The sequence below is a fragment of the Paenisporosarcina sp. TG-14 genome, assembly GCF_000297555.1.
Classification (GTDB): Bacteria; Bacillota; Bacilli; order Bacillales_A; family Planococcaceae; genus Paenisporosarcina; species Paenisporosarcina antarctica.
In genome coordinates, this window is record NZ_AMGD01000040.1 from 48,022 (window position 1) to 65,434 (window position 17,413).

18 protein-coding genes and 1 other annotated feature are annotated in these 17,413 nt (G+C 37.2%); of the genes, 15 read left to right on the top strand and 3 right to left on the bottom strand.

The features are described from left to right. Window positions 1-2 precede the first annotated feature (2 nt). The 11 genes from C406_RS19585 (at window position 3) to C406_RS0112415 (ending at window position 9,510) form a co-directional block, all read left to right on the top strand. Complete coding sequence (locus C406_RS19585) at window positions 3-197, top strand: GNAT family N-acetyltransferase (protein ID WP_051005505.1); 195 nt, start codon at window positions 3-5, stop codon at window positions 195-197. Between the two features lie 12 nt (window positions 198-209). Further along, window positions 210-482, top strand: a complete 273-nt coding sequence (locus C406_RS0112370) for a hypothetical protein (protein ID WP_017380950.1) — start codon at window positions 210-212, stop codon at window positions 480-482. Between the two features lie 207 nt (window positions 483-689). After that, window positions 690-1,445, top strand: coding sequence for a hypothetical protein (locus tag C406_RS0112375; protein ID WP_017380951.1), 756 nt, complete (start codon window positions 690-692; stop codon window positions 1,443-1,445). A 603-nt stretch (window positions 1,446-2,048) separates the two neighbouring features. Continuing rightward, window positions 2,049-2,255, top strand: a binding site (T-box leader). A gap of 55 nt (window positions 2,256-2,310) precedes the next feature. Continuing rightward, complete coding sequence (gene argS, locus C406_RS0112380; RefSeq protein WP_017380952.1) at window positions 2,311-3,975, top strand: arginine--tRNA ligase; 1,665 nt, start codon at window positions 2,311-2,313, stop codon at window positions 3,973-3,975. Between the two features lie 107 nt (window positions 3,976-4,082). Further along, a complete protein-coding gene (locus tag C406_RS0112385; RefSeq protein WP_017380953.1) occupies window positions 4,083-4,520 on the top strand; it encodes an RDD family protein in 438 nt (145 codons plus the stop codon). A gap of 182 nt (window positions 4,521-4,702) precedes the next feature. Beyond that, window positions 4,703-5,620 carry a DUF4349 domain-containing protein gene (locus tag C406_RS0112390; protein ID WP_237740558.1) on the top strand — a complete coding sequence of 306 codons (918 nt, stop codon included), beginning with the start codon at window positions 4,703-4,705 and terminating at the stop codon, window positions 5,618-5,620. Window positions 5,621-5,906: 286 nt separating this feature from the next. Then, window positions 5,907-6,041: a cytochrome c oxidase subunit 2A gene (locus C406_RS20530; protein WP_155966740.1), complete on the top strand. Its 135-nt coding sequence runs from the start codon at window positions 5,907-5,909 to the stop codon at window positions 6,039-6,041. Window positions 6,042-6,052: 11 nt separating this feature from the next. After that, on the top strand, window positions 6,053-6,520 hold the full coding sequence (locus C406_RS0112400) for a cytochrome c oxidase subunit II (protein WP_017380956.1): 468 nt from the start codon (window positions 6,053-6,055) through the stop codon (window positions 6,518-6,520). 14 nt (window positions 6,521-6,534) lie between these two features. Next, window positions 6,535-8,214 carry a cbb3-type cytochrome c oxidase subunit I gene (locus C406_RS0112405; RefSeq protein WP_017380957.1) on the top strand — a complete coding sequence of 560 codons (1,680 nt, stop codon included), beginning with the start codon at window positions 6,535-6,537 and terminating at the stop codon, window positions 8,212-8,214. A gap of 102 nt (window positions 8,215-8,316) precedes the next feature. Next, window positions 8,317-8,949 (top strand): SCO family protein, encoded by a 633-nt coding sequence (locus C406_RS0112410; protein WP_017380958.1) that lies wholly within the window; start codon window positions 8,317-8,319, stop codon window positions 8,947-8,949. Window positions 8,950-8,952: 3 nt separating this feature from the next. Next, window positions 8,953-9,510, top strand: coding sequence for a hypothetical protein (locus C406_RS0112415; protein ID WP_017380959.1), 558 nt, complete (start codon window positions 8,953-8,955; stop codon window positions 9,508-9,510). An 807-nt stretch (window positions 9,511-10,317) separates the two neighbouring features. Here C406_RS0112415 and C406_RS0112425 read toward each other — a convergent pair. Next, window positions 10,318-10,992 carry a DNA alkylation repair protein gene (locus tag C406_RS0112425; protein WP_017380960.1) on the bottom strand — a complete coding sequence of 225 codons (675 nt, stop codon included), beginning with the start codon at window positions 10,990-10,992 and terminating at the stop codon, window positions 10,318-10,320. Between the two features lie 206 nt (window positions 10,993-11,198). Here C406_RS0112425 and C406_RS0112430 point away from each other — a divergent pair, with 206 nt between their 5' ends. Next, window positions 11,199-11,915, top strand: a complete 717-nt coding sequence (locus C406_RS0112430) for a YwaF family protein (RefSeq protein WP_017380961.1) — start codon at window positions 11,199-11,201, stop codon at window positions 11,913-11,915. 82 nt (window positions 11,916-11,997) lie between these two features. On the opposite strand, the gene C406_RS20230 is transcribed toward C406_RS0112430, so the two are convergent. Together C406_RS20230 and C406_RS20235 are read right to left on the bottom strand one after the other, a co-directional pair. Continuing rightward, the gene (locus tag C406_RS20230; RefSeq protein ID WP_017380962.1) at window positions 11,998-12,120 is read right to left on the bottom strand and encodes a YjcZ family sporulation protein; all 123 of its coding nucleotides are present in this window, start codon (window positions 12,118-12,120) and stop codon (window positions 11,998-12,000) included. A 39-nt stretch (window positions 12,121-12,159) separates the two neighbouring features. Further along, window positions 12,160-12,264: a YjcZ family sporulation protein gene (locus C406_RS20235; RefSeq protein ID WP_017380963.1), complete on the bottom strand. Its 105-nt coding sequence runs from the start codon at window positions 12,262-12,264 to the stop codon at window positions 12,160-12,162. A 222-nt stretch (window positions 12,265-12,486) separates the two neighbouring features. Here C406_RS20235 and C406_RS0112445 point away from each other — a divergent pair, with 222 nt between their 5' ends. The 3 genes from C406_RS0112445 (at window position 12,487) to C406_RS0112455 (ending at window position 16,997) form a co-directional block, all read left to right on the top strand. Next, entirely contained in the window at window positions 12,487-13,731 is a 1,245-nt protein-coding gene (locus C406_RS0112445; RefSeq protein ID WP_017380964.1) for a GGDEF domain-containing protein, read from the top strand. Window positions 13,732-13,949: 218 nt separating this feature from the next. Further along, on the top strand, window positions 13,950-14,393 hold the full coding sequence (locus C406_RS0112450) for a MarR family winged helix-turn-helix transcriptional regulator (protein WP_017380965.1): 444 nt from the start codon (window positions 13,950-13,952) through the stop codon (window positions 14,391-14,393). Between the two features lie 3 nt (window positions 14,394-14,396). Continuing rightward, entirely contained in the window at window positions 14,397-16,997 is a 2,601-nt protein-coding gene (locus tag C406_RS0112455) for an MMPL family transporter (RefSeq protein ID WP_017380966.1), read from the top strand. Window positions 16,998-17,413 lie beyond the last annotated feature (416 nt).

Consider the following 17,413-nt stretch of genomic DNA (forward strand, 5'->3'; position numbering starts at 1 on the left):
CTTTGGAAGTGCTCCCCACTTATCAAGGACATGGTATAGGCCAGCAGCTGTTGAAAAAAATGTTGGATTTGCTGAGTGATATGTATATGATAGATTTAATGTGTGATGAAGAGTTGCAAGGGTATTATGAAAAGCTTGGGATGCAACAGGCACATGAAATGAATCTAAGGAATTATAGGAAACAATCTGGATTGTAAGGGGAGAAATATATGGATTTCGATACATTAAAGTGGGTGTTGTTAGGCGTTTGTGTGTTGCTATTTGTGATCAAATTCTACATTAAACGCGAGTCGCTTTTATGGGGAATTATTTTCTACACGACTGCGTTCGCAGCGATTAGCTATTATGTATATTTCAATGAATGGAGACAGGGCTTTAAGATTGCATTTTTATTACTGTTCTCTTTTGCCTATTGGCAGTTTTTATTTAAAGAAATTGCACAGTTTCGCAGGCTACGAAAGTCGCGTCGGAAATTTACTTAATAGTACATAGAAAAAATTAACGCCTACTTTTACGATCATTCGTAAAAAGTAGGCGTTTTTTTCATCTTAAAATCTTTTTAAAAAAATTGTCTCCTCACTGATCAGTTTGTTCTATGTAAGGACTATAAAGGCAAAATACCTGAATATCCAAACATACAAATAAACGCCCACTACTTAACAAATAGAGAGTGGCGATCGGAGCAGACTATGTATTATTTATCAGAGTATCAAACATTTACTAGCGTCAAAGAAATGGATAAGCATGTTCAGCAGCATACCAATGCCCATTATCATAAGTTAATCCAAACGGATCGAGACGTCCTATCATTACTTAGTCGCTACTCTTGTAAATTTCCAGGTGCTGCTCATTTGAAAGTAGAAACGATCATGAAGGCATTATCGAAGTCAGATGCGACGATTCGTCGTGCTATTCGTAAGTTGGCGAAGTTACAAATTATCGAAAAAATATCGTTTATCCGTCGCGTCTCAAAAGGCTATGGTGCGAACATTCTTCGTATTTTACCCTTTGAAGACAAGTCGACTATGATCACTCGCAGTTCTACCGAAAGTGTTACGCCTGTAAGCGTTCAATCTCCTGAAATCGAGAAACAAACCGCTCTTTCTAATAATCTTATACAAGATACATATGATACAGAGGATGCGATTAAGAAGGGATTAATTACCAAATTACCAGAAAGAATCGGACGCATTTTGGGTGCTTTCTTTGACATGAATACGATGTATAAAGTGTATGGGATTATGTTACGAGCGAAAGCGAAAATAGACCGATCTATGACGTTTGAGGAGTATGAAGAAGACTATATTAACGCGATTCTATCCGTGGTCAATGCCTATAAACGAGGGCGAGTTAAGAATATATTTGGTGTGTTATATGCAGCAATTTTAAGTGCCACAAAGCGTTTATATGTGACGGCTTTATTTAACGATGCCATGGATCGATAGTTCCGTTATATGCATTTAGTGAGTAGCCTTAATTTTGAGGGACACTTGCGTACCAAGGAAGCGAGCCACCACCTTTCAGAGATGGCTGAGTGTTGTTTATTCTTTTTTAAGTCGGTGATTTTCTCTCATCGATAAAATTACCATGTGTACAGTAACCAATCATCTTTTCAACTTGAGATTTAAATGTTCTTCCGATTTACCTTTGGGAATACTGAGCTTTAAACAACATAATCAATATTCAAAAAGAAATATTATATCCATGCCTATACGTGAAGCCTGTAGTCAATTATCTATGCAATTTATATTTGTTGGATATATGACATCAAAGCATTGAAGAAACAGCAACAGGAGCAATCTTTCCAACGACGAGTAACAACAGTTGCCGAAGCTGTTTTGCACCATATTACTATATATCCTGTTCGTTTTAGTGATTGTAGTGGAAGACGGCGACTCCAGCGGAATTAGCATGAGCCGAAGACCCCACAGGAGAGCTTGCTCGACGAGGAGACTGAGGCCATGCCCGCGGAAAGCGTCCGTCTGAAACGGAAATCAACCTTTACTATAATAACTTGACTTCCTCTTTTCATTTTGATAAATTCAAATACAATATCCAAGACGAAGAGAGTACCAAATACTGAACATCAAGCGAGCTGGGGATGGTGTGAGCCTGGTTGTGAAGATTTGTGAAGCGCACTTCGGAGATGCTTTTTCGAATAATGTAGAAAAAGCCGGTGACTCACCGTTATGAGAAAGTGGCCCTATATGGGGTAATTTGAGTGGTACCGCGGAAGTTAAGCTTTCGTCTCATGTGTTTGATGAGACGAGGGCTTTTTTTATATATTTTTATCATATCGGAGGAGTTCATATGAAACAGAAAGTTGTAGACATTCTTCAAAAACACACAACGGAGTTAATTGAAAAACAGATGATTGACGTACCTGCTTATGCACGTCTAGGAGATTTTACACTGCCCTGTTTTCAGTTTGCGAAAAAAATGAAAAAGTCTCCTACGTTGATTGCTGAAGAAATAGCAGGCAACATTCAGGATGCGACCATTGAAAAAGTCGAAGCGCTTAATGGGTATGTAAATATTTTTATGAAGAGAACGGGATTTACGCAGTCGATTATGAATACAATTTTATATGAAGTAAACCACTATGGTTCTTCAAACGTCGGCGGAGGCGGCGTAGTAACCATTGATATGTCTTCCCCGAATATTGCGAAGCCTTTTTCAATGGGGCATTTGCGATCGACAGTCATTGGGAATTGCATTGCGTTATTGCTTGAAAAGAGTGGGTATCAACCAGTGAAGATTAACTATATTGGGGACTGGGGAACTCAGTTTGGGAAGTTACTGGTGGCTTATCGATTATGGGGCAATGAACAACAAGTGCAGAAAGCGCCAATCCAAACGTTATTGGCACTTTACATTCGTTTTCACAAGGAAGCAGAACTTGATGATTCTTTAAATGACCAAGGGAGAGCTGCTTTTAAATCTTTGGAGGATGGTGATCTGGAGGCCTTAGCACTATGGAAATGGTTTCGAACAGAATCCTTAAAAGAATTTCAAAAAATTTATGATGTGTTAGGAGTGACCTTTGATTCGTATAAAGGTGAAGCCTATTACAATGATAAAATGGATCCAATTGTTGAAGAGTTACAACAAAAGAACTTGTTAGTCGAATCCGATGGTGCACTTGTTGTAAATGTAGGAGAGCATATGCCCCCTTGTATCATCAAAAAGTCTGATGGTGCGACATTGTATGCAACGAGAGATATTACGGCTGCAATAGATCGACATAACACTCACGAGTTCGTGAAATCACTGTACGTAGTGGGAAATGAACAGAGCTTGCATTTTGTACAGCTGAAGTCGGTACTACACCAAATGGGCTATAAGTGGGCGGATACGCTTCAACATATTCCATTTGGGTTAATTTTGAAGGATGGAAAAAAATTATCGACGCGTAAAGGGAAAATTATTTTATTAGAAGAAGTGTTAAAAGAAGCCATTCAATTAGCTGAGGACACTATTGACGAAAAGAATCCTTCCCTGTTGAATAAAAAAGAAGTAGCAAAAGCAATCGGAGTAGGTGCCATTATTTTCAGTGATTTAAAACAGCATCGAAAACATGACATCGAATTCGATTTGAAGAAAATGCTACAAACAGAAGGTGAAACTGGCCCTTATGTGCAATACACATATGCTAGAGCATGCTCGATTTTGAGAAAAGCGGGAGTGGTGGGTGAGTTTAGCGTTGAAGAAGTCAATAATCATGAGTGGGAAGTAATCAAATACCTAGAACAATTCCCAGCTGTCGTCAACCGAGCTACAACTGAGCTAGATCCTTCTTTAATGGCAAAATATGCGGTGGAATTAGCACAGGCATTCAATTCATTTTACGGAAACGTTCAAATTGTCACTAACTCTAGTTTGATGGAGTACCGAGTTTCTTTAGTACAGAGTGTGGTTATTGTGTTAGAACAAGCATTAAGACTTCTAGGCATGAAAGCTCCAAAGGAAATGTGACTGTCTAAAATTATCGTGCGATTTAATAAAAAAATAGAATTACTAGTTCTTTATCAAGATTGATTTGGTAATATAGTTAATATGTACAATATGAAAAGAGGAACATCATGACAAATCCAGCAGGTTTTTGGGTACGATTTTTAGCGGCTATATTGGATGGTTTGATTATTAGTTTACCGTTAGGCATTATCTTTTACTTCTTAACGGGCAATTGGGAAGATGAAAATTTTTCATCTCTTCTAATCACGCTATATTCTATTATAGTACCTATTTTTTGGTACGGTTATACAGTGGGTAAACGAATTATGAATATTCGAATTGTTAAAGTCGATGGCAGTAAATTAGGTATTGGAGCTATGTTAATGCGTGTTGTTGTAGCAGCGTTGATTTATATCGTTACTCTTGGAATCGGAGCGATTGTCACCGCGTTTATGGTCGGTCTAAGACAGGATAAACGAGGTTTACATGATCTCATTGCAGGAACATACGTTACATATAACCCTCCAGGTGATGAGCAAGACTTTGTTGTAAATGAATATCGATAAATAGATTTAGTAAATCCCCATGTGAAAGCTGCATGGGGGTTTTATCATATCAAGTTAAAAGAAGAACTCTAACTAAGAAATATTACCTAATTATCTATTTCAAAAATATAATGTAACGAACTGTAACATTTTTCCTCCTCCATTCGTCATAAATAGGTATAGAGACAGGGGGACATTCGATGATGAAAAAGATCATTTTTGTTTTACTACTTTCAAGTTTATTTATACTCCTGGCAGCATGTAGTGCAGGTGATTCCGAGTCTTCTTATGACACTACAGAAGACAAAGCTGTTGCACCGAGTTCGAATGAAGCGACAGGAGACTCTGATGAATCAGCAGAAGAAGAAGAAAGTGAAGTAGTGAGTGAAGAGCGAGATGAAGTGGAACAGAAATCTCCGGGAGCAACAACGGAGAGAATGATTATTCACAAAGCGAGCATGAGTGTAAACGTAAAAGAGTTAAAAAAAGCACAGAGTAATATTGAAAAAAAGGTCGCGCAATATGAAGGTTATATTGTTGAATCAAGTGTCTATAAAGAAAATGATGATACCAGCAGTGGGAAGATGATTGTTCGGATTCCTGAGAAACATTTTCAAGCATTCCTGTTAGATGCTGAAGGGGAAGCGGCTGATGTAGTAGAACGCAATGTGACTGGTCAGGATGTCACGGAACAATTTGTGGATTTGCAATCACGCGTGAAATCCAAACGAGCAGTAGAGGAACGCTTGCTTGAGTTTATGAGCAATGCACAAAAAACGGAGGATCTGTTGAAAATCTCAGCAGATTTAGCAAAAGTTCAAGAAGAAATTGAAGTCATGGTAGGCAATATGAAATTTCTTGAAAACCAAACGTCTTTCTCGACGATTGAACTAACGATGTATGAAAATCGTGTGGTTGTTCCAGCGATAGATAGCAAAGAGTTGAATACATGGGAAAAAACAAAAAAACAACTGGCTACAAGCACAAACTCGATATTAGCAGCTGGCTCCGCATTAATCGTATTTTTCATTGGGAATTTACCAGTACTATTGATTTTGGCGGTTATTGGAGCTATTGTATTTATGTTTATTAAAAGAAGGTTTCGCCCTGATCAGAAATAATAAGTGAATGTAAAAGCAGCTCTCTTGAAGAGCTGCTTTTTTGTATTTCCTATGAATTTCATCTCATGTAAGTTGGACGATAGAAATAAAAGCCCACATATGCTGAAGATGTTGAAGAAGCTTGTTCTAATACAACAGCGACATAAGTATGGTTACTAAGGGGTTAAGCTACGGTAATTAAAAAGGAAAAAATATACAACTATAATTTGTTGGCTTGATAAACCTAAAATTCTTTCCTTTATATAATAATTTGAAACTTTGAAAGAAAAATATAAGGAGGATGTTTTTGATGAAATCTAAAAAGCTAGATAAAGAGAATGAAACATCATTAATAGGAACATGGATTTCCGTAGGGGTGGTTGGAGCAGTCATTCTTATTGTGTATATTATCGTATTTGGTCTATATATGGCTAGAGTATAGGGGGGAAAGATATGAACATGCATCGTGATGAAAAAATATGGCTTATCTTAAGTTTCGGTATGATTATGACATTTTTTCTTGTAACGGGTTATCAAACATTTGCCTTGGATATGGGACCACCAAGTCACAAAGAAACAATAGATCCACAAAAAGTGAATGAAACTGCACCGTTTGATAATCCAGGTATTACAAAAATTGGAGAAAAAGAATATGAAGTTGTCATGATTTTAGAAATATTTAGCTTTACTCCAAATAATATTGAAGTACCAGTTGGATCAACTGTACATTTTACGATGACTTCAAAAGATATTACACACGGATTCCAAGTGGCAGGGACAAATTTAAATGCCATGGTTATGCCAGGCTATATTCAAAAGGTCAAACAGAAATTTGATAAACCAGGTGAATATTTAGTTCTATGTAATGAATATTGTGGTGCTGGTCACCAGTTAATGAGTACAACAATTACTGTTAAATAAGGGGGGAAGCTCAAGTGGAAACAGTAACACCACAAACATTTAAAGAAAGAGCGAATAAAGCGTTTGGTATAAGTATAGAAGATGCTAGATTATCGAAAACCTATTTATTTGTGGCATTTATAGCATTACTTCTTGGTGGAATTCTGGGGTTGTTGCAAGGATTAAGTCGTGCAGGAATTTTAGAATTACCATCATGGTTTAATTATTATCAAGTATTAACCGCACATGGTGTGCTGTTAGTTCTAGTGTTAACGGCCTTCTTTACCATTGGTTATTTTTACGCGGCACTTTCATATACATTAGGTGGACTTCTTCCAATCGTAAGAAAGATGGCATGGATTGGATTTGGATTAAAAATAGTAGGATTCGTATTTGCAGTTGTACCAATCCTAATGAATGAAGCATCTGTTATGTATACATTTTATCCACCAATGGCAGCGTCACCCTATTTTTATATTGGTTTAGTATTAATCATAGTGGGCATTTGGATGTGTGCATTTGGCGCATTTATAAATGTCGCTAATTGGAGAAAGAAAAATCCAGGACAGCATGTACCGATACTATCTTTCTTTGCTACTGGTGTATTTGTTCTATTATTTTTCGGTAGTATCCCTGTTGCGATTGAAGTCTTTATCATTATTCCTTGGTCATTCGGTTGGACTGATACGATAAATGTTATGGTGAGCCGCACGTTATTTTGGGCTTTTGGACATACTTTAGTAAATATTTGGTACTTAACAGCAATTTCTGCATGGTATGTAATTGTACCGAAAGTTATCGGCGGAAGACGTTGGAGTGATACGTTAACCCGAGTAGTTGTAATTGTATTAGTTATTATTAATATTCCTGGTGGTTTTCACCATCAAATTGTCGATCCTGGAATTGCTGAACAAGTTAAATTTATACACGCGTTTATGAGTTTATCAATTGCATTCCCTTCGTTAATGACCGCGTTCGCAATGTTTGCAGTATTTGAGCGTACCTCAAGAAAGAATGGTGGAAAAGGATTACTCGGTTGGTATAAAAAACTGCCATGGGGTGATGTTCGTTTTCTAGCTCCGATGATTGCAATGATTGCTTTTATCCCAGCTGGTGCAGGTGGGATTGTTCAAAGTACAAACCAATTAAACCAAGTGGTCCATAATACTTTATGGATTGTAGGCCATTTCCATTTAACAGTAGGTACATCTGTAATTCTTACATTTTTCGGTATAAGTTATTGGTTAGTTCCACATTTATCTAAACGCGTATTGACACCGAGAATGAATAAAATAGGCATTATTCAAACTATTATTTGGACAGTGGGTATGTTATTTATGTCTGGGGCTATGCATTGGCTTGGATTGCTAGGTGCACCTAGAAGAACCTCTTACACAACTTACTTTGATAGTGAAACAGCATTAGGTTGGGATCCATACTTGATGTTCATAGCTATTGGAGGAACACTATTAATGATCGGCGTTATTATTCAAGTGTATGCAGTCATCCATTTAATGTTTTTTGCTCCAAAAGGAGAGACCGAATTTCCTATTGCCGAAACAGAAGATGATGCCACTAAAACGCCATATTGGACAGAACATTGGGGACGTTGGATTATATTAATGCTACTGCTTGTTGCAATGGGATATGTTATCCCGTTAGTAGAATTTATAGTGAATGCACCACCTGGATCACCACCATTCAAAACATGGTAATTAATTTAGTAGAGAAGGAGATAGCTCTTCGTTAGAGCTATCTTTTTTAGTCTATTTAAGGACATCACAACTTGAATAAATAAGGTTTAGGAGGTGATTCACGTGATTAAAAATTGGTATAATACACTTTCGCTTTTTCTTGTTTTAATCTTTGGGTGTGCATTGTTCTATATAGGAACCGATGGATTCAGTTCAGTTACTGCAGAAACTGCGAGGGTGAATAAACTTATGGAAAATAAGCCGCAATTCCCTGACGTTACATTGGAGGATAGTAACAGTCAAACATATTCTATTTCTGAGTTTAAAGGTAAATATGTATTGATTACATTTATTTATACATCCTGTACAACTGTTTGCCCTCAATTAGAAATGAACATGTCTGAAGTTTATGATTTGTTACCAAGTAAATATATTGGAGAAGAAATTATGTTTTTAAGCATAAGTTTTGATCCGACTAAAGATGACCCGGCTACATTAGATAAGTATAAAGACTATTTTAATAGTGATGGGGAAACATGGAGGATGGCAAGAATTTCGAATCAAGCTGAACTAAGTGCGTTGTTAGAAGCGTTTGGTGTCATTGTTATTCCTGATACAAACGGAAATTTTACCCATAACTCAGCATTTTATTTAGTTGATCCAAAGGGTAGTTTAGTTGATGTCATGGACTATACCGAGATTAATGAAGCTGCTCAAAAGATTGTAAGAGTTCTTGAAAATGAAGAGGGGGATTAATTTATGAAACAATCCATTTATGGCTTACTGTTGTTTCTTGTCTTGATTCTTCCCCCTGTTTCAAATTTATTGGAATCAATCATGATTATTCATATGCATATGCAAATGCCTTTGTTAGTTGTATCGGGATGTTTAATGGCACGGTTTTTACAAATGCGATTTCCTCGCTTTTTCGAAAAGTGGAATAGGAATGGTGTACCAGGAATCATTTTATTTGTCATTGTATCAGTATATTGGATGTTACCAAGGGCAATGGATGAAGCATTATCCGAACAGAGTGTAGAATTATTTAAATTTTTTAGTTTACCATTTTTAGCTGGCATATCCTTACGAGATAGTTGGAAAAAACTTAGTAAATTCGGCAAAGCTGTTATTTTTAGTAGCTATATCATCATGTTTTTTGGTATTGGATGGTTATATATATTTTCACCTGTACAATTATGTAACAATTATTTAATCATTGAGCAAATAACACTTGGCTGGGGATTTCTAACGACAGCCATATGCATGTGTCTCTACTTAATATACCTCTCTTTTACTGACAGTTCTAAATATGAATAGATTTTAAAAAACACGTCTAAATCTAGACGTGCCTCTGGCTTATTGAAAAATACTCTCACAAAAAAAGCTGATAGAATAGTTGTAATTTAAAATCTAGTTATTTTTCATAAAACGTAAATGGAAAATATGCAGTTCTTTAAAATACGGTGTAGTAAAAGAAGCCAGGTCCTCATAAAAAAATGAACGCAAAAAAGCAGCTTGCATATGAAGCTCCTTTTTTTAAAACACAAGAAAGTATATAAAATTGATGTGTTAAGAACCCGGTGTTCAGGTTGTGATTTCCTTTTTTAGAAACGTAAGTTTTCTCTCAGATTAAGTGAATTTTGTTAAATGATATATTCTTGTTTAGTAATATTTAGATTGCACATAAAAAATCATCCTATCTAAATATGAGAATGGGTGTTTCCATTTTACAAGATAGGACGATTTTTTATAATTATTATTATCACTGTTGATTTATAAAGCAGGTAATTGATTGTAGTGGAAGGCGGCGACTCCAGCGGGAAAAGCGAGACAGACGAGACCCCGCAGGGAGCGAATAGCGGACGAGGAGGCTTGTCTGCTCGCCCCGCGGAACGCGTCCGCCTGAAACGAAAATCGCTATATTTAGATAGAAGGCAATCTTATTCGTCAGGTAATAGTGTAGTAGGTTTACCGTCCAAAGCGATATGGAAATCAAAGTTGATACTGTATAGAATATCACTTTAAACTGATACTTAAATCAGCGGTCTTTTCTTAAAGGACTGGGCGTACTTTGCCCGGTTTTTCATATACATCTATTTTCACCTTGCACCTTGTGAAATCTCTCTATAACCTCTTCGCTAAAACAGCAGCAATCCATTCAGGTGCGTATGGAGACGTACACCCTTTGTGGACCTTTCTATCACTTAACTGACCAAGTCTTTCACCAATTTCTAGGCAACGAGCTGTATATGAATCGTGATGCAGAGCAATCTCAACGAGGCATTTGTTCATCGTCTCTTGTTTATATGGTGGTGCGTCTTTCATTTCGGATTCGATGGTATAAAGTAGTGAATCAATTTCCTCATTGGACAGATTCACTCTTACCGCATACATCATGTGAATATGCCAACCTGCACGTGCTTTGAATACTTCTGGTGCGTTCATCCATTCCTTTGCAAAGTCTTTTGCGTAGGGTGTATTCATAACGACTTTGCCGACAACCTCATCTAGTAGTTTGCTGTAGGAAATCTCATCCACCAATTGTTCGGTTTGATGTTTTGATAGCTCACTTGGGTTCATAATGAGCGCTGCTAAAAACTGTGCATCGCTATTTCCAGTTTGCCAAAGTTCCAACGCTAGTGGATGATCTTTTTTGATTTTCTTCGCAATCGCTCTTGTTTTGACAGCGCCGACGCCAAATTGCTTCGTGCCAGCTCCAAGCTTTTCGTAACTAGCTCTACTATTCTCTGATCCGAGTTCCTCGAGTTGAGACATGACTTTCTCTAGTGTCGTGTTCATTTGGATATGACCTCACAATCTGTCTATTTTTAGATCTCTATTTATTATTCGACAAATAGCTAGTCGCATCCTTTTTTTTTCAAAAAAGGGTTATATTAAAGTGTGATCAATCATTAATCTACTCAAATCAATTCAAATAAAAAGGAATTATGTATCAAGAAAACGAATAGTAAATAATAGAGTTGAATGTGAAATGAGGGATAAAAATGATAGAAAAAGACGGACCCTCTTTTGTTATGTTTTCAACAGCACATATGGGCGCAGTAGTAGCGTTATGCATAATCATCTTTCTGCTATTCATAGTAAGAAAGAAATGGTCGTCCATTCAACCGAAGAACAAACGGTTAAACGAACGTCTTTTTGCGTTGACGTTATTAATCATAGATACTATTTATTATGTGTGGCTCTTTCAAACAGACAGGTGGAACTTAAGTAACTCGTTGCCGCTTGAATTATGCAGTATTAGTTTGGCTATGACGATTGTGCTTCTTTGGACTGGCAATAAACATGTCTATGATTTCGTCTTTTATGCAGGAATTGGTGGAGCTCTTCAAGCTATAGCGACACCTGTTTTAGATCTCAGTTTTCCTCACTTCAGATACTTCCACTTTTTTTATACACATTTTGGAATAATTTCCACGGCTCTTTATTTTACTTGGGTGAAAGGATACCGCCCTACCTTTAAAGGAATCATTAAAACAATGGTTGCATTAAACGTATTGCTTCCCATTGTATTTGCTATAAATGTTGTTATTCAGGGAAACTATATGTTTTTACGAACTAAGCCCACACAAGGAAGCCTACTTGATTTGTTAGGTCCTTATCCGTGGTACATAGTATCACTGGAAATCGTGACATTTATTATTTTCGTATGTTTGTGGTTACTATTTAGAAAAAAGAAAGTACCGATTGAAACGAGGTAAATGGAATAAAAAAAGAGGGACTTAAGTCGTTTTGATCCGACCTTAAGTACCCTCTAGTTTTTAAATTTTTTTTATTTATTACTTAGCACCAAGCGGCACCGACAATAATAAGCAGTATAAATAATACGACGATTAACACAAACGAACTGCCAGCGTCATGTCCTACACCAGCAACTGGTGCAGCACCATACCCAGGACCATACATATAAATCCTCCTAACATTACTTATTTTTATTTTACTTTATTAACAAACAAAAGCAGCTCCTACAATAATAAGTAGGATAAATAACACGACAATTAAAGCAAATCCTCCACCAGCATCATGACCATATCCTGCTTCACCACTCATACCAACACCTCCATATCGCCTTAAGTACTAGTATATGTAGGTTAAAGTTGACGATTTGGGACATTATCACAATATTTAATAAGAATTTTAATTACAGCATGGGTTCTCTAAATGTAACCCTATTTTAATCTTTGAAGTTATAGCAAATTTATCAAAATTTTACATTCAATTTTTCTTTGCTGTGCTATAATTTGAATACTCAGAGTTAAGTAGGTGCACGAAATGAAGAAGCACAAGATTTTTGATGTTTTTCTGTTTGTGGCCAGTATAATTGTCGGATTATCGTTTGCACCTATAGAGGTGGATGTTAAGAAATTTTTAATCGTGGTATCTATTTACCTTGTTTTCTCTGCTATTTATTCTAATCTAAGAATTTCACAAGGAAATGGTACTGGGAGCTTTGATTATGGTGTTTCCTACAGTCAATCTTTTGCTTTATTTGCTGGACCATTTGGACTTTTAATTTATGAAATTATCTATCGCTTTACTATCTATTTTCAACGGAAAGTTGCGAAAACGGCCGATGAAGATGAATTTACCGATACATTATATAATATTGGATCTTTCACATTGTATAATACGGTTGGCTTTATTTTCTTTATCGTGTTATATCCTTACTTTCAAATGATTCCTTTTGGTTATTCCATTTTATTCTTTTTTACAGCCTTGATTATCATGCTACAAGCTAATGCTCTTTTACTCTTTTCTTTATATTTAAGTGGAAATTTACACTCTTGGAATGAAGTTGTCTTATTCATTAAAAATAGAAGTATACTCGATATTGGAAAAGTCGCTTTGACGAATGGACTTTTATATTATTTCGTTATGGAAAACCAGTGGGAAATGTTAATTATTTTGTTTACTTTAAATTATATTGTAAGCAGGTCATTTGTTTCGAAACAAGAAAGCGTTAAAAATGAATTGGAACGTGACCGTTTCCGCGAAATGGCCTATACCGATTTCATGACGGGCTTGTCAAATCGAGCGATGATGGATAAACAAATGGGTGAGATTAATGGTACGGGTGAATTGCTAGGTATTGTGGTTGCGGATATCGATAAATTTAAACGTATCAATGACAACTATAATCATTCCGTTGGTGACTGTGTTATTCAACATTTCGGCGGAATGTTGAAATCTCGTACAAGTGATGAAGATTTAGTCTTTCGAAGTGGAGGAGAAGAATTTACACTTTTCCTGCGAGGTCGTGGTTATGAAGAATGCGTGGAATTGCTTGAGTCTCTGCGTCTGAATGTAAGTGACCATCCGGTTGAGGTTGAGTTTAATGGAGAGGAAACATCGATCTCCTATAGTGCATCATTTGGCTTGTATTTCAATAAAATGACAGAAGACTTACCAATGGAGCGTGCGTATAATTACGCAGACCAACTGTTATTTGAAGCAAAAGAGCTCGGACGTGATCGTCTGGTAGTCAGAAATGGCCAACAATCACTTGTCTATTCATAATAACCATCTCCTCGACATTGTTGAGGAGATTTTTTGTTGTTATTGTAATTAATAGTATGATTGATTTCAAATGAACATACAGTAGAAGTAACTTGTCACTTGTGTGATATGAAATGAATTACAGTGTCCATTACGACAACATATTGACGAACATTAATGGTTGACTTTTAATAGTTCACCCCCTAAACTAACGTTATTGGTTTAGGGGGTGAACTATTTTGGATAAGAGAATACAAGAAGCTGTTTCACTATTTGAAGAAGTACTAATATACGGTACCGAACGTGTGATTCGCAGCGTGGATGATCCACTATGGAGAGAATATTCACCCGAACAAATGCAAGTGTTGAAACTGATTTATAAAGAAGGCGAAATTACATCAGGTAGACTTGCCATTTTGCAAGGCGTACATAAGAGTGCCATTTCCAATCGCTTAAAGAAACTGATCGAAAAAGAAGTCATTAGTATTAAACCTTCAGGTGATAAGAGAGAGAAAATTCTTGTTCTGACTGCACTAGGGGAAACGGTTATCAAACAATCTGACGCAGTATTGCACGAATACATTGGAAAATTGATGACTAATAAAGTGGATGATCAGGAAATTGAACAGTTTTTAGTGACATTTCGCAAGTTAAAAGAAATCTTGAAAATGAATGGAGTTTAAAGAATGCGTACGATATTAAAACTGAAATGGCCAATTACGATTGCCTTACTGATTGTAACGATTGCTTTATTTTTAATGGCACCTGATTTAACGAAACAAGCTGAGGAAGCGGGCTCATTCCAACTGTCCGATGATGCATCTTCACAACAAGCCGCTCAAATGCTTGCGAACGCAGGGGATAGTGATCAAACGATTTCCGTCGTAGTGGAACTTGATCAAGCATTAACGGATGATGTCCGTGACCAATTAAGTACTATGGCAAAGGATATCGTAGCGCTTTCAGACACCGTGACAAGTGTATTAAACCCGGTGGAAAGCAAAGAGCTAGAAAGTCAGCTCGTTTCTGAAAATCAACAAACGGTGCTCATTCCCATTACTGTAGATGGCACCGATGAAGAAGTAAATCAAGTTGCGGAAGACATTCGTGAAACTGTGATTCCGTCTGATATGATCGCTTATGTAACGGGTGAAGCAATCATTAATAATGACGTCAATAAAAGCGCACAAGATGGCTTAAAGCGTACGGAAATTATTACAGTCGTTTTGATTTTCGGTTTATTACTTGCGGTTTTTCGCTCCATTGTAACACCCTTCGTTCCTTTAGTGGCAGTGGGGATTACGTATTTACTTAGCCAATCATTGGTGGCATTTTTCATCGATTGGTTTGGCTTCCCAGTATCGAACTACACTCAAATTTTCTTAGTAGCCATTTTATTCGGGATTGGAACGGATTATTGTATTTTACTGTTGAGCCGCTACAAAGAAGAATTATCGGCAGGTCACGCAGTCGAAGATGCCATTGTGAATACCTACAAAACAGCGGGACGCACCTTGTTCATTAGTGGTCTTGCCGTCTTTATTGGATTTTTCGCCATTGGTTTTGCCGATTTCCCGATATTTAAATCAGCGGTAGCGGTAGCAGTCGGCATAGCGGTGTTATTGCTTGTGCTGTTTACCATTGTGCCTGTGTTAATGTTGGTGTTAAAAGAGAAACTATTTTGGCCATCAAAAAAATCAGCAGCGCATCATGATAGCAAATTATGGAGCTGGATGAGTAAATTATCCGTCAATCGCCCAGTCGTATCGATACTAGTAGTGGCCGTTATAACGGTGCCGTTATTGTTAACATATAACAACTCATTATCGTTTAACACGGTGGATGAAATTGGGGATGACTATGAATCAGTTCAAGGATTACGTGCCATTGAGAATGGCTTTGGAAAAGGCAATTCATTGCCTGTTCAAGTAATTATCAAGTCAGATGAACAGCTAGCAAATGAAGAAATGATTCCATATGTAGAACGATTGAGTCAGCGCTTTGAACAAATTGAAGGTGTTGATAAGATCCGCACCGTTACACGTCCAACAGGTGAAATCATTGATGATCTATATGTTGATCGTCAACTTGGGTTGATGGCAGATGGTTTAACCGAGGCTCGCGAAGGATTAACTGAAATTGGAGCGGGATTAGAGCAAATTCAAGGTGGTTTAGCTAGTGCTGGTGAAAGTGGTGGACTTGGTGAAGTAGCTGCAGGTCTTGGTCAATTAAATGAACAATTAACACTAACGACTCAAGGGTTGCAACAAACTGGCAATGTACAACAAACTGTTGGTGCCTTGTCCGCAATTAACGAACAACTTGGTCTAATTCAACAAGGTCTTGCAAGTGCAGGTGGAGATGGTGAAGGTTTATCACAAGTAACTGATGGACTATCAGCATCAAGCGAAGGACTTACACAAATTGCAGATGGTTTAACGGAAGTTAGCGACATGATGACTGCGATGAGTGAAAGTGACAGTATGCGTGCTACAGGATTGTTCATTCCAACAGGTACGCTTGAAAATGAAGATTTCGCTCAAGTGTTAGAGCGTTACACATTTGCAGATGGCAACGGCATAAAAATGGAAGTTGTTTTATCCGATGATCCGTATTCACCTCAAGCCATCGACACGGTTCACCGTTTGAAAGAAGCGGCGGCGTCTGAAGTAAAAGGAACACCTTTTGAAGACGCCGATATTGCATTTGGCGGAATTTCAAGTATCAACAGTGATTTAGCTGACATTTCTTCAAGTGATTTCAAGAGTACTGTAACGATTATGTTGATTAGTTTGTTTGTGGTATTAGCGATTATGTTCCGTTCAATAATTATGCCATTATTCATGATTGGCTCGTTGTTATTAACGTACTTTACGTCAATCGCAATAGCAGAGTTAATTTTTGTGAATCTATTAGGCTATGACGGCATTAGCTGGGCAGTACCATTCTTTGGATTCGTCATGTTAGTAGCGCTTGGTGTAGATTACTCCATATTCTTACTCGATCGTTTCCGAGAAGAAGCGGCAAGAGGAATAACTGTGCGCGAAGCCATGCGTATTTCGATGGAGAAAATGGGCACTGTCATCATCACAGCCGCTATTATTTTAGCGGGTACATTTGGGGCAATGTTGCCTTCAGGCGTATTAAGTTTAATGCAAATTGCATCAATCGTCGTAATTGGATTACTGCTTTATGGATTAATTGTCTTGCCATTGCTGATCCCAGCTATCACGGTATCGTTTGACCGTGGTGTATGGTGGCCATTCGGCATGAAAAAGAAAAAATAGTTGAGAAAGAGGCTATCCATCAGTATTTAGCTGATGGGTAGCCTCTATTTTGTTAGTAAATAAGTTAGCTTGCTAGAAGAAGCAAGGACAGACGAAACTAATACGAGATTCGGTAACAACCTTCTTGTGAACCAAAAATATATCATTTTCAAGTAATTGCAAAGGCTATTTAAGTGTTATACGCGAGAAATGATTAAAATAGCGTTGCTTATTCAGTAGCGCTGCGTGTAATTGAGGGATTTTCAATGAATATTTGTGTGAGTTAATGCTCAGTTGGAAAATTTGGTGTCCAAGTTGGAAAAAAGGGAGGCTAAGTTGGAAGAATCACGTCCCAAGTTTTAATAGGTAAAACATGGTAAATAATAATACGTTTTGCTGATAAAAAGATATTGAAATAATCCTTGTGAAGAAAGGTA